Annotated in this window: 10 protein-coding genes; 7 read left to right on the top strand and 3 right to left on the bottom strand. The window is 66.6% G+C overall.

What is annotated here, in order from left to right; genetic code table 11:
* Positions 1 to 17 precede the first annotated feature (17 nt).
* Entirely contained in the window at positions 18 to 584 is a 567-nt protein-coding gene (locus CP978_RS27710) for a hypothetical protein (RefSeq protein WP_043445256.1), read from the bottom strand.
* A 553-nt stretch (positions 585 to 1,137) separates the two neighbouring features.
* Here CP978_RS27710 and CP978_RS27705 point away from each other — a divergent pair.
* Positions 1,138 to 1,908, top strand: coding sequence for an IS5 family transposase (locus CP978_RS27705; RefSeq protein WP_150478254.1), 771 nt, complete (start codon positions 1,138 to 1,140; stop codon positions 1,906 to 1,908).
* 44 nt (positions 1,909 to 1,952) lie between these two features.
* Positions 1,953 to 2,159 (top strand): hypothetical protein, encoded by a 207-nt coding sequence (locus tag CP978_RS27700; RefSeq protein WP_144401497.1) that lies wholly within the window; start codon positions 1,953 to 1,955, stop codon positions 2,157 to 2,159.
* Between the two features lie 360 nt (positions 2,160 to 2,519).
* On the opposite strand, the gene CP978_RS27695 is transcribed toward CP978_RS27700, so the two are convergent.
* A complete protein-coding gene (locus CP978_RS27695; RefSeq protein ID WP_227745477.1) occupies positions 2,520 to 3,740 on the bottom strand; it encodes a hypothetical protein in 1,221 nt (406 codons plus the stop codon).
* A 176-nt stretch (positions 3,741 to 3,916) separates the two neighbouring features.
* On the opposite strand from CP978_RS27695, the gene CP978_RS27690 reads away from it, so the two are divergent.
* The 4 genes from CP978_RS27690 (at position 3,917) to CP978_RS27675 (ending at position 11,160) form a co-directional block, all read left to right on the top strand.
* Positions 3,917 to 4,684: an IS5/IS1182 family transposase gene (locus CP978_RS27690; protein ID WP_043445250.1), complete on the top strand. Its 768-nt coding sequence runs from the start codon at positions 3,917 to 3,919 to the stop codon at positions 4,682 to 4,684.
* A 498-nt stretch (positions 4,685 to 5,182) separates the two neighbouring features.
* Complete coding sequence (locus tag CP978_RS27685) at positions 5,183 to 6,559, top strand: IS1380 family transposase (protein ID WP_043441155.1); 1,377 nt, start codon at positions 5,183 to 5,185, stop codon at positions 6,557 to 6,559.
* A gap of 459 nt (positions 6,560 to 7,018) precedes the next feature.
* The gene (locus CP978_RS27680; protein ID WP_043445248.1) at positions 7,019 to 8,509 is read left to right on the top strand and encodes a hypothetical protein; all 1,491 of its coding nucleotides are present in this window, start codon (positions 7,019 to 7,021) and stop codon (positions 8,507 to 8,509) included.
* Entirely contained in the window at positions 8,506 to 11,160 is a 2,655-nt protein-coding gene (locus CP978_RS27675) for a phospholipase D-like domain-containing protein (protein ID WP_043445245.1), read from the top strand. The genes CP978_RS27680 and CP978_RS27675 overlap by 4 nt, the downstream gene beginning before the upstream one ends.
* Here the strand turns inward: CP978_RS27675 and CP978_RS27670 are convergent.
* On the bottom strand, positions 11,118 to 11,462 hold the full coding sequence (locus CP978_RS27670) for a hypothetical protein (protein WP_150478321.1): 345 nt from the start codon (positions 11,460 to 11,462) through the stop codon (positions 11,118 to 11,120). The two genes, CP978_RS27675 and CP978_RS27670, sit on opposite strands and share 43 nt — an antisense overlap.
* A 106-nt stretch (positions 11,463 to 11,568) precedes the next feature.
* On the opposite strand from CP978_RS27670, the gene CP978_RS27665 reads away from it, so the two are divergent.
* Positions 11,569 to 13,692, top strand: a complete 2,124-nt coding sequence (locus CP978_RS27665; protein ID WP_043445242.1) for an AIPR family protein — start codon at positions 11,569 to 11,571, stop codon at positions 13,690 to 13,692.
* The last annotated feature ends 114 nt before the right edge of the window (positions 13,693 to 13,806 follow it).

Genomic DNA, 13,806 nt, shown 5'->3' with positions numbered 1-13,806 from the left:
TGGCCGTTCTGGCGTCTTTAGCGGCCAACGAAAAGAGAGGTGATCGCCAACACAAAGGCTATCGCCATGGATATTTCGACGACCATGTCTCGAACAATCCCGCGCCCCACGACTGGGTTGACATCCTGTGTGCGGCGAGCCTTTTTCTTGGCCTTATTGATCACCTTCGCCGCCCTTTCCGCCGTACGGAAATGTTGATCTATGAGCGATCCGGCAAATCCGATTGAGTAAACCTCGGCGTCTTGCTCGAGAGCCCCCTTGACATACACCGCCAGACCTCGGCCGCGCCCCGCCTCTGCCTTTTTCAGGAGGCTGTAAGGAATCTCGCGCCAGAACACGCAATTCACAACCAGGATCCCCGTAGACGTCAGGTGCACACGGGACCTTACCAAACTGTACACGGCGGCACCCAAAACGAGAGCCATCACCGCCACCTGCAGCCCATCCGTTTCCCTTTTCCTGAACCCGTCCAAAGCGGCGTCAGCAGCCACACCTACGTACACAATGGGCGTGAGCCACGAAAGCAGCTTGAACGACCTTCTCCAGAGAATCACCCCGGACTTGATGCTGCGGTAACGCCCCACTCGTCTCACTCCTTCATTGACAGGGTGGCCGGCAGGGCGATCACCTGCCAACTTCCTCCTGACTGCCCCATACGACACGAACAGCAAATAACCAGAGCCTTGCATGGGCCCAATATGACTACCGAACCAGAGGCTCTACCGCAAGAAAGAGGAACGCTAGAACAAGCGCGCCGTCTGCTGTCCAGCATCTGCGAAAGCTACGGCTCAAAACAGCTCCAGTCCCCGCTGCTAACGCACTCGCACCGCCAACCGTCCCTCAGAATCCCTGCGAAAGCTGCGAGTTGACTGACCGCGCCCAGCCGGGCAAGCATCGCAGCCAGCACCGCACGGATCCACTCCGAGCAGTTCCAGGCCCGCCAGGCGATCAAGGTATGCAGGTGGCGGTTCGCCCGCTGCCAGGCCGCTCTCGACGCCGGAGCCGATCCGGGCGTCGTCACCCAGTGAGCCTTTGCCAACTTGCCTCGTGAGCTGGTCAGTTGGGTCGACAGATGAGTGAAGCCCCTGGTAGACGGGTTCACGACCAAGATCACCCGGTACCCACCAGAGGCTTCGCATGCTTGTCTACCCGTGTGGGCTGGACGTGTCCAGTCGATCCCTGTCCTTCCTCGCTGCTCGCCTGCGAGAACACCATCGTCGGATCAAGAGCCGCTGGCGCCGGCTCCCGGTCGGCCGTCAAGCCCTGCTGGTGTTGGCGCATCTGCGGAACGGAACCACGTACGCCCAGCTCGCGGCGGGTTTCGGGGTCGGGACGAGCACGGTCTACCGCTACATCAGCGAGGCCGTCGACCTGCTGGCCGCACTGGCACCGACCCTCGACGAGGCCGTCCGGGCTGCTTCGACGAAAGCGTACGTCCTGCTCGACGGGACGCTCCTCCCCATCGACCGGATCGCCGCCGACCGGCCCTTCTACTCGGGGAAGCATAAGAAGCACGGCATGAACGTGCAGGTCATCGCCGATCCGTTCGGCCGGCTGCTATGGGCCTCGCCCGCACTGCCAGGAGCCGTTCACGACGTTCGGGCGGCCCGCGAACACGGCATCATCAACGCCCTCGACCAGGCCCGAATCCCTTGCTGGGCGGACAAGGGCTACCAGGGCGCCCGCGGTACGGTCCGGGTTCCGTTCCGCGGCCGATGGGAGACACTTTCCACAGGTCAGCAGGCCGTGAACCGATCCCAGGCCAAAATCCGTGCCCTCGTCGAACAAGCCATGGCTACCCTCAAGAACTGGCGACTCCTTCGCAAACTCCGCTGCTCGACCACCCGCATCACGGGCCTGGTCCAAGCTGTCCTCACCCTGCATCACGCCAGCTCACCAGCAGGTTGAAAAGACCTCAGTGGATCAACGCGGCGCAGCAAGACAAGGACGCGGTGCAGAAGAAGCTCGAGGTGCCGCCCGCAGTCAGCCTGAAGAAGGAATCTCCCGTCACCACCGACCAGATCCAGGCGATCGCTGAGAGGCTCGGCGACATCGCACAGCTGATCCAAGCCGCCGATGCCTGGACATCGCCTTCAGCTACGAACACAAAGAGGACCACGACCGTCAGGTCGAGGTCCTCTTCTGCGTATCCTCAGTGATTGTGGGACGTTCACGAGATCCTTTGACCAGCCGCAACAGGACTTATTGATGTTGAGGTTCCCGCGAGCCGCAAGATCATCCCTCGAGAATATGCACACGCAATTGTTTTGATGGGATGCGCTGTGCCCGTGAGGTGGCTCGTCCGCGCAGCTTCCATGCAGGCACGCTCTGTGTCTCACAGCTCGCACAGGCTGCTTGAGCTGGAGGACCCCGATTTCACCTTGGACCAAGCTAGGCCGGTCGCAAAAGGCCAGCATCACCCTCAGCTACGTCGACCGGGTGGCCGTAGGGCCACCATCGCGTTCGAGGTTTCGGGCAACCCCGCACCACGCACCACGTGAGTGCGAGCGCGCCTACGCCTACGCGGACAACGCAGGGAACACGACCACCGAGCCGTCCTTGTTGCGGGCAATCTCAATCGCCACGTCTGTCGTGCGGCTGTCGACCATGACGCCGTCGCCCAGCTTGCGAATCCGGTTTGCCGCGCGCATCAGGCGATCGACTTCACCGGTCGTGAAGACGGGGCGCAGACCTTGCGGACCTGCCAGCTCCAGCGCCGACAAGCGCTCCAGGACACCGGCAATGCTCGACTCCAGTTCGTCGAGGCGCTGCTGGTCGCGCTTGAGCTCGCGAGTGAAGTTCTCGAACAAGTTGTCAGGGTGGTCCTGGGCATGCTCGACAGCCTGCAGGACGACAACCCGCCGCTTCAGCGCAATGGCCAGGGCAGCGAGTTCGAGGTGGGCGCGGAACATGCCGCCATGCTCGTCGATGCCGGGGAATGACTTGGCCAGCGTGCTGATCTCGACGGACTTGCCCTCGGGCAGCTTGTCGAGTGCGCTCCGCCACCGGGCAAGGCGGCGGTCAGCGGCGCCCAGCGCCGTGTTGATGGCGTGTACTGCCGAGTCCAGTCCCAGGGAGGCTCCGAGCTTGCCCTGGTCGAGCAGAATGGCGGTGGCTTTGTCGATGGCATCGCGGCAGCCGTCGAGGTCGCTGTGCTCCTCTTCGAGCTTCTGTTCGTGCAGCTGCTCCAGCAGCTCTGTGATGTGCTCGATAGCCTGCTGGCGCTTGTAGTCGGCATGCGCGCTCACGCCCACCGCTACGGCCATGAGCACGAGCGGCGCGGCCACGGTGAGCGCCGCGCTGCCCGCGGCCGCGACGCCGGCTGTCGCACCGGCTCCGCCGACCGCGCCTGCTGCCGCCGCTTTGCCGACTGGCACGAACGTCGCATTGGCGGCGATGCCCGTCGAGTTCATGAGTGCACTGTGGATGCCACCGGCCGCCGCCCTCGACGCCATCGGGCGAACGATGCCCTGGCCGAACTGGGCGGCAACCTTCGCCGGAACCACCATGCGATACAGGTTTTCGCCGGCAGCGGTCGCCCTGGCCGCCGTAAGGGAACTTCGCGTCGATTGCGTGATGAACTGTGACAGGTGCTGCGCCAGGGGACTCGCGGCATCGAGCGGGATACCTCGGCTGTGATCGAGCTTGTCGGGCAGCGGATGCACCTCAAGTGTGGTGATCGGCGCGTCGGCCAGGGCGGCCAGCACACCGCGCAGTTCAGCCAGGCGCTCAGTCGTCATCGGCTCGCCTCCGGCCAATGCCGGCACCCGGACGTCACCGGTCGCCAGCGTCCACACCGGAACGACTGAGCCCTTTCCAACTTGAGGTCCGAGCTTGGCAGTTGGGCTGACAACGTGGTGAAGCCCCTGGTAGATGGGTTTTCGACCAAGAGAACCGTCTCCACCAGAGGCTTCACGTGCTTGTTTACCCGTCCGGCATCGACGTGTCCAGCTCTGCCCTTCGCTTCCTCGCTCAGGAGTTGCGGCGGCACCGCCGTGTGATCGGTTCCCGTTGGCGGCGGCTGAGCGCCGGTCGTCAGGCCCTCCTCGCACTCGCCCATCTGCGGGTGGGGCATACCTATGCCCAGCTCGCGGCCGGATTCGGCGTCGGAACCACGACCGTATACCGCTACGTCACCGAGGCCGTCGACCTACTGGCCGCCCTCGCACCCAGCCTGGCCGACGCCGTCCGCACCGCGTCGGCGAAGGCGTATCTGCTCCTGGACGGCACACTCCTGCCGATCGACCGCATCGCCGCGGACCGGCCCTTCTACTCCGGCAAACACAAGAGGCACGGGATGAACGTGCAGGTCCTCGCCGATCCCTTCGGCCGGCTGTTGCGGGCCTCGCCGGCCCTGCCCGGCGCCGTCCACGACGTCCGTGCGGCCCGCGAACACGGCATCGTCGACGCCCTTGCCGAGGCCGACATCAAGTGCTGGGCCGACAAAGGCTACCGGGGTGCCGGCGGCACGGTCCGTACCCCGTGCTGGGGGCGATGGGAGACCCTTTCCACAGGCCAGCAGGCGGTGAACCGGTCCCACGCGAAGATCCGCGCACTCGTCGAGCAGGCCATGGCCACCCTCAAGTCCTGGCGGCTCCTCCGCAAGATCCGGTGCTCGACCACCCGGATCACCTGCCTCGTCCAGGCCGTCCTCACTCTGCATCTGGCCAGCTCAGACCAATGATGGACAAGCCTCACTGCCTTGCGAGCGTCGGTCATCGTCTCCCCCTTGATTTCAACAACAGCCTACGGCTGACGTCCGACAAGAACGGCATGAACCTCGTGTATGCAGCTACGGGCTCTGTCTCCCGGTGAACTGACGGTCTCACAACGGAGGGACGACGCCCCCACCTGCAATGATCTGGCCGGGACCGACGGCTCGTGGTGCGGGCCGACGAGACCCGTTGGGCACGCGGGAATCGCACGCTGCTAAAGATCGCGGACACCGGCGGCCGCATAGCAGCCTCAAAGTCGCCCTGACCACAGCGCTCCCGCAAGGCATCTGAGATCCGGGAACTTGCAACCGTCCTGGATGTAGACGGCATGGCGAAGTCGGCTAACCTCGGGCTTTCACGAAGCGGGCTGTCCAAGGGCTGACCAGAAACGAGGAAAGCGCCCTTGACCTGCAACGATAGGACTTGCTGAGGGTCCTGTTGGCTGCAAGGAAAAGAGCACTTTCCAGGTGAGAGAGCCTATCTCGTCGTACCCGCGTGTCCGTGTCCAGGGGGACGGCCGTCAGGTGGTCTCGCAGGCAGGTTCGGTCCTGCTGGTGGAAACGGTCCGCAAGGCCGGTCTCGACCAGGTGATATCCGCCGTGCTTGCTCCGTGGCGGAGGCCGCGGGCCCTCCACGACCCGGGGAAGGTCGTCCTGGACCTCGCCCTGGCGGTCGCGATGGGCGGGGACTGCTTGGCCGACGTGGGCATGCTGCGGGCCGAGCCGGCCGTGTTCGGGCCGGTCGCCTCCGACCCGACGGTCTCCCGCCTGATCGACACCCTCGCCGCCTCCGGCGACACCGCCTTGCAGGCCATCCGGTCCGCTCGGGCCGAAGTCCGCGACAAAGTCTGGGAGTTGGCTGGCCGGAAGGCGCCAGACGCGGACGGGACGGTGACCATCGACCTGGACGGGGTGCTGGTGATCGCGCACTCCGACAAACAGGACGCCGCCCCGACCTGGAAGCGGACCTACGGCCACCACCCGCTGATGGGGTTCGTCGACCACGGCCCGGCCGGCACCGGGGAACCCGTCGCGGCCCTGCTCAGGCCCGGGAACGCGGGATCGAACACCGCCTGTGACCACATCACCGCAGCCCGCCTGGCCCTCGCTCAACTGCCGAAGAAGTACCGGCGCGGACGGCAGACCCTGATCCGCACCGACTCCGCAGGCGGCACCCACGACTTCGTCGCCTGGCTCGCCCAGCGCGGGCGCTGGCTGTCCTACTCCGTCGGCATGGTGATCACCGACGCGATCCACCAGCACGTGCTGAAGGTCCCGACCTCGGCCTGGACACCGGCCGTCGAGCCGGACGGCGAGATCCGGGACGGCGCCTGGGTTGCCGAACTCACCGGCGACGTCCTGGCCGGCTGGCCGAAGGGCATGCGGCTGATCGTCCGCAAGGAACGACCTCACCCGGGCGCCCAGTTGAGGCTCACCGACGCGGACGGCATGCGGCTGACCTGCTTCGCCACCAACACCGTTACCCGGCCGATCGCCGACCTCGAACTCCGTCACCGGCTGCGGGCCCGGGCCGAGGACCGCATCCGGGCCGCCCGGGCCACCGGGCTGCGGAACCTGCCCCTGCACCACACCGCCCAGAACCGCATCTGGCTCGAGATCGTCCAGATCGCGCTGGACCTGCTGGCCTGGATGCCGATGCTCGCGCTGACCGGCAAGGCCAGACTCTGGGAACCCCGCCGCCTGCGGCTCCGCCTGTTCACCGCGGCCGGGCAACTCGTCACCACCGGGCGCCGGCGGATCCTCCGTCTCGCCCGGCACTGGCCCTGGACCAGCCACATCACTGCCGCCCTCGACCGGCTCGCGCACCTCCCGAACCCCGGCTGACCAGCAGATTCCCTGTCCCGACAAGCAGCACCACCCGACCCGGAGCAGTGGAACCCGGCGCCTACCCGAGGCGACACCCGGGCCGCAGCCCTGCCCGCCCTCAACCGCAGAACGAGAAATGGTCCGCCAACTCCGTCGGCGGACCATCACGAAAGTTCGAGGCTAATGCGCTGTCTGTCGTCGCTGCCCATGGGATTCGTGAATCGATCGCCTGCGTCAGCACCGAACTCAACTCGGGCGATGCCGAAAGCCAAGTCGCGGACGGCCTTGAGGCGAGATCGGGCGCGTCCCGGCAACTTCCCGAATCCAGTCGACGGTACTGGCCCCTCGTCCGAAGTCAGCATCTACCCTGAGGCAGAGTCAGGCAGCTCCTGCCGATGCAAGGCTCCGGCAGCCGACAAGGGGTGGCAAGTGACAGCGGATGTCCGTGGGCCGGCATGGGCACTCGAGGGATTGGGCGTGCGGTCCGGGCGCTATCCCCTGGCGGTGGAGGGCCCGGTGATGCGGGCGGTGGACCGGTTGGTTCCCGGAGTGTCCACGGTGACCCGCTACATCCGTTACCACTCGCTGTATGCGGCGATCGCGGCGCATGCGGAACGGAACGCGTGGGACATCACCGCGTGCCGCCGGGCGGTCCGCCGCAGCGAGGTCCTGCTGGCGGCGCTTCAGCACCACACGGAGACAGATCCAGCATGGCTGGCCCACGGGGTCGACCGGGTGCGGCGCTTCTGCACGGGCGAACTGGAACTTGCGCGAGCCGCCGACGAGGAGCAGTTGAGCCAGTCGTACTCACCACGCCGCTGGGGCTTTTGGGACCAGTACGGCGGACCCGCCACGGTGCTCGGCACCGTGCACGCCCGGGACGGAGTGCTCAGACCCGGCTGGCACGCGTGCCCTCCCGCGGTCAAGGAGCTCTTCGCCCCTCTGCTGTCTCTCGCGGAGCGGGATGTCGTGTCCTTCGCCGACCTGGAGACAGCGGGGCAGGCGGCTCTTGGTGTCCCGTGTCCCGCCGAGCGGGCATGGCTGACGGACGTGCTGGCCGCAACTCGCGGTGGAGGAACCCACGCGCAGGGGGACTGGGAGGCGTCCGACCGCACTCGGCGTGCGACCCTCCGTATCCTCGGTCGGGCGATCGATCTCCACGGTCATGAGGGCGACGGGTATCAGGAGACGCTGCGCTCCGCGGTGGCCTTCGGTGGCGAGGCGACAACGGATCCCGCTCTGGCGGCGATTCCCGAGACGGCCGGTTGGCGGGGAGTGCTGCTGCGTCATTACTCCGTCGGCGCCTGGCGTCGGCTGTGGGCGGCACTGGTGGCCGGTGTCGGCTCCAAGGACGGCGAGGCCGACCGGTCGGCTGAGGAACTGCGCGACTGGCTGGCACAACAGGCCCCGGATGCGAATGTGCGGCGGGTCCTGGACGACCTGCCTCCGCTCAAGAACGCGGCAGGTCAGTTGCTGCCGGTCGAACGGCAACTCCTGACGCAGGGTGCCGATGCCCCGATAACCAATGTGCTGCTCCTGATGGTGGGTGCGCTGCGCTCCCGAGAGGGTCATCTGCCAGACGACGTACGGGCCGTCTTCCTGGGCCGTCAGCGGCGCTGGGCCGAGTTCCTCGACCCGACGTGGGTCGACGGCCTCATCGACGACTACGCCGACCGGCCGGTCCGCGACCTGGCCGCCCGGCTGGTGGACGACATGCTCGCCCAGTCCCGCAGAGTCGCCCTCGCGAAGCTGCGCACCGACCCCGCGACCGGCGGGCTGAAGATCTTCTCCCGTCTACACCTTCGCAACGAGCGTTATTTCAAGACCGGTGACGAAGGAGACTCCGACATCGGCACCCGCATCCCCCAACTGGGCTCCCTGGCGGCGCAGCTGGGGCTCTTCGCCGTCCGCGACAACTGCCACACCCTCACCGCGGAGGGACGGCGCATCCTGGAGACGAACCCATGAGCGCGGCACAGCACACCCGGTTCGCATCTCCCGTCACGCTGCTGAGAGAGTGGAGCGAACGCAGTGATCAGCAGGCGCTGCACGAAGCGCTCTTCCTCGGTTTCACAGTTGATCTTCCCTTCCTGGAGAAGGTCGCCATACCCGTCGCCCGTGGCCTTGGTGCCCGCACTGCGGTGATCGGTGATGCGGCCCAAGGGCTGTACGACCCGGTCGATGTGCGCATGGCCGGCCGCAGCTATCTGCACGGCCTGGCCTCCTGCCAGCGTGCGTTCCACCCCAAGGTCGTCCTTCTGGTCGGAGAACACGCCTGCCGGCTCGCAGTGGGTTCGGGGAACCCGACGCTGTCCGGCTGGGGCGCCAACGACGAGCTGTGGACGGTGGTGGAAACCGAGGACGACGACTCCCACGCGCTCCTGGCCGACCTCGCCGACTGGTTGGACGCACTGCCCTCCGCCGTGGAACTGGCCCCTTGGTCGGCGAGTCATCTGACGGAACTGGCTGCCCTTCTGACCGAACGGCATGTCAACGCCCCGGCCGGACCGGAATCAGGTGCCCGGCTTCTGCACAACCTCCAGGAGAGTCTGTTGGACCAACTGCCTCTCGGTCCTGTCGACGAACTGCACGCGTACGCCCCGTTCGTCGACGAGGCCGGTCATGCCCTCAGCGGGCTGGTCGGCCGTCTGACACCCCGCCGCACCGTCCTCGGGCTCCAGCCTCGCTGGTCCAGCTACGACGCCGGAGCGATCAAGAGGGCACTCGGCGGCTTCGACGCGCAGATCCGTTTCCTCGAGGAGACTCGGATGCGGCACGGCAAATTCGTCGAATGGCAGGTCGGCGGCCGCCGATACGCTCTCACCGGGAGCCCGAATCTCACCCGCGCCGCGCTGTGTACCAGCACCCGGGACGGCGGCAACTGCGAGCTCGCCGTAATCGCCGCCGACACCGCGCCGCTGCTTCCCGAACAGGGGCGCATCACCCAACTCGCGAGCCTGACGGGCCGCACCATCCGGCCCTTCCTGTCCACCGGTCACACGCTCGTCCTGTTGGGTGCGAAGACGGACAGCGAAGGCCTGCACGTCTCTCTGGCGCACCCGCAGCCCGTGCCCGTGGTGATCAGCACGTCTCCGGACGGTTCACCGGGTTCCTGGACGCAGACCGGAACCATTCCGGCGCGGTCGTCGGCCCGTTCCTTCCCGCTGCCCGAGGTTCCCGGTGCGGCGGTTCGCGCCACGTGCGCGCGCCCTGACGGCACCACAGCCGAATCCGCCGTCGTCTTCGTCTACAGCCCCGTGCACTGCGCCCGGCGCCACAGCGCCGACAGCGGTCCCCGGCTCAGATACGACTACACGGCGCAAACCCTGTTCGCCGACGAGCGTGCCGCACGCCGTTTCGAAACCGATCTGCTGCGCCTGCGCGAACTCACCGCCGGAACGTCCGCTCCCCGGGTGAGCCCGGCGGGTGAAACGACAGCCGGCTCGGTGACATCCAGCGGTGTCGACCGCTGGGACGCCTACCTCGCCGACTGCCGCCGGATGATCGGGGCGCCGTTGACGGATCTGGCGTTCGGTACCCCGCCGCTCGACCTGCCGCAGGCACCCTCGTCGCGGTGGATCGTGTCGGCGGTCACTCTTGGCGTGCGGGAGGAGGACGACGAAGAGCACGAGGACGGGACGGAGGAGGTGGACCTCCCCACCACGAGCGAGCCGCTCGCCCCGTACGTCGCGCCAGAGCAGCGTGCCCGTTGTCGCGCCTGGGCCCAGCGCTGGGTCGGGGCGCTCACGGGCCCTGCCGGTTCAGCCGCGGCACCGGTTCCGGTCCGGCTGCTCGTGGCCAACCTGTATGTCCAGCTGCTGGCCGCCGGAGTCTGGGACGAGCAGGACCAGAGCTGGCGCGACGGTCTCAGCCGCCTCCTCGAAGCACTCCGTTCCGAAGACCCAGCAGCCGAGGCGGATCACGAGACTCCGCCCGAGACCCGGCGACGGCTGGACGCGGTGGCGGCCGTGGTGATGACACTGCTCGTCCAGGACGCCACGTTCACCGGCGGCGGCGAGCACGACGTACTCGCGGCCCGCGCCTGGCACGGCAGCAAGGCGATGATCGCGCGTGCCGAGCCCGCCGAGGCGGAGGACCTGATGATCCCGCCGGAGCGGGCGCTCGCCCGCGTCGCGCCCTGGAGCGAGGTGGACAGACTCATCGCTCTGGCGCAGGAGGACGACCCCTACGCGGAGGTGATCGACGGGCTCACCGCGGCTGGCTGGTCGGTCGTGTGCGAGGACGGGCTCTGGGAGATCACGGGCTCCTTCGGCAATCCGCTTCCGGTCGTGGCCAAGGCCGCCGAACGACTCGGGCGGCACCAGGCCGACGGCGTGCTTGTACGAGCCCGCAGCAAGAGCCGCTGGGCCTTCATGGCGTGGGCGGACCCCTACTTGGTCCTGCTGAATCCCCCGGCGCGCGTCTGGTTCACCTACCAGGTACGCCCCCCTGCCACACCGGAATCACGGTTCAGTGGCGGCGACCTTTCCGCAGTGCCCGGCCGAGTCAGTTCGGCCCCGCTGCAGAAGGGCCCGCCGGAAGCGCTCATGAAGATTCTCGCCGAATCAGGCCTCACCTACCCGGAGTTGGTCAGTCGCCTGTTCACACTCGACACGTGACAGAGAAAGAAGGCGATCAGTGCCGTGACGCCGCCGGCGATGGACCGTGGAGCGGCTGAGTTCCCTTGATCGGCCTCGGACCGCACGTCCGGAGAAGTCGGTCTGTTCACCCGCCGGCTCAGCGCTTCGCCGTTGTCGGAGATTGCCGTCAGCAGGAGGTGGAAGTCCCAGCCGGGCGCGTGGCCGTGCCGTACGGCGTTGGCGGCGAGGCTCGATGGCCAGCTCGGCGGCGGCTGTGTCTCGAGCACCGAGTGCCCGTCATCTGCTGCGTGCTGCACTACCGGCCGGTCCCAGGTGATCACATAGTGTGATCTTCTTCAAAGCAGAGGAAGATCAGCAACCCACTGCGCCGCGCAACGATCCCTCGATAGAGTGATCTGTCTGACACTCTTGACGAGGAGCGATGGCATGAGCGTGGTGCAGGTCCGATACGTCCGTAAGGTGCTCGAAGAGCGCTTCACGGATCTGATCGACCTGACGGACAAGAAGTGGCCCACAGAGAAGCACCGCGAGGATGACTTCCTCAGCCGTAGCCTCGCCGCCCTAGCCACCCAAATCGAGCACCCGTGCAGCGACGGGATTGCCGCCCAGGCCGTCTTCGACGGGCAGGACGACCGCGGCTTGGACGCCATCGCTGTCGAACTACGGTCCTCTCAACCGCGGATCTCCCTCGTCCAGGCCAAGTGGAACCACCAGGGCAGAGCCAAGTTCGGCGAGGACGAAGTCCACAAGATGCTGCGCGGGCTGGATCTGATCCTGCACCTCGACTTCAACCGGTTCAATCGCCGCTTTCAGCGGCATGTACCACAGCTTGAGCAGGCCTTCGACACCGAGGGCGGAACTCCGAAGATCACCCTCGTGCTCGCGCTGGTGCGCACCGAGCCACTCAACTCCGAAGTGCTCCAGCTCCTCCAGGAGGGCATAGACAAGCACAACCGGATTGTGGACATGGTCGACTACAAGATCCTCGATCTGCGTGACTTCCACCGCGAGATCCTCGGCAACGCCGCTGCACCGAAGATCGACACCCGTGTGCGCCTCGAAGGCTTCGGATACGAGTCGATGCCGTACCAGGCCATGTACGGCACGATGTCCATACCGGAAGTCGCCGCCCTGTTCACCGAGCACCGCCGGGGGCTGTTCGCCAGGAACATCCGTGACGCCCTGGACCTGACCGATGTCAATATCAAGATCCGAAACACCCTGCTCGAACACCCCGAGCACTTCTGGTACTTCAGCAACGGCATCACGATGCTCTGCGATAACATCAAGCCAGCTGGGCCCTCGGTAGTGCCGGGTGGCGTGGGTGACTTCAACCTCAAGGGCGTCAGCGTGGTGAACGGGGCCCAGACCGTTAGCGCGATCCACAAGGCCTACACAACCGACGCCGAGAAGACCTCCAGAGGGCGGGTGTTGGTACGCCTGATCTCCCTGGAGAATTGCCCGCCCGGCTTTGGCGACCAGGTCACCATGAGTACGAACACGCAGAACCCCATCGAGGACCGCGACTTCAAGTCCCTCGATCCAGGCCAGATCAAGCTGCGCGAGGACTTCGCGCTCATTCTGCACCGCAGTTACGTCATCAAGCGTGGCGAGCCGAAACCCGACCGCGAGCACGGCTGCTCGATCACCGAGGCAGCCGAGGCACTTGCGGCCGCTCATCCCAACGCGGAGTTTGCCGCACTGGCCAAGCGCGACCTCTCCGCACTCTGGGGAGACGACACATATAAGGAGCTTTTCGGCTCTTCGCTCAATGTGCACAAGGTGTGGCGTTCCGTTCAACTGCTGCGTGCTGTCCGCGATCGACTCACCGAACTGCGGGATGGGCTGCGCGGACGGGCAGAGGCAGCGGCAAGTTACGGTGACCTCTTGATCGCTCATGTCGTGTACCGCCAGCTCGACACCAGCACCATCCAGGACCCGGACACCGACTGGGACGTGCAGCTCGCTCGCGTTCCCGCGCTCGTCGAGGACGCTCTCGGCTGGGCTCTGCAGGCCATCGATAAGGAGTACGGGCCCACCAGTCACATGATCGCGGCTGTACGGAATACCGAGCGCATGCAGAGGGTGGCGCGCACCGCCGTACGAGGCATGCTGGCCGGCCACCCCGCCCCGCCGTTGGACGCGGAGTACCAGGTCGCGGACAGCGACGAGCCGAAGGGCCGACAGGTGGATGCCGTTAAAACGCTGGTGACCGCCGACCGCATACCCGACGGCACGGTGCTGGAGTTCCGCCCGAGCAGCAGGCCGCAGCGTCGCGAGATGACGGAATGGCTGGCCGAGGAACCCGCCCGGGGTCTGGCCGTGTGGCGGAATTCCGCTTCGAAGCAGCTGCAGTGGCACGCCGATATGCAGTGGTACTCGCCCAGCGGTCTGGTACGGCAGATGCGCCGCATGGCGTCAGGGAAGGACATCGCCGCACAGGGCCCCGAGCACTGGTACGTCCCCGAAGAGGGATCACTCAGCTTCCTCGCCGACGCGGTGCGCGCCGAGCAAGGCCTGGTGGTGAGCGAGACAGACGAGGAAGGGTAAATCTCCCACCTGCTGTGACGCAGGTACCCTGCACGCCGCGTATCACACACCGTCCTGTCCTTCACGCTCAGCAGACGATTGTCAGTGGTGCCCAGTAGGCTCACCCCGCGTGCT

Source organism: Streptomyces nodosus, from assembly GCF_008704995.1.
Lineage (GTDB): Bacteria > Actinomycetota > Actinomycetes > Streptomycetales > Streptomycetaceae > Streptomyces > Streptomyces nodosus.
The sequence above is the reverse complement of the archived record's forward strand: the minus strand, read 5'-3'. Positions and strand labels throughout refer to the sequence as shown.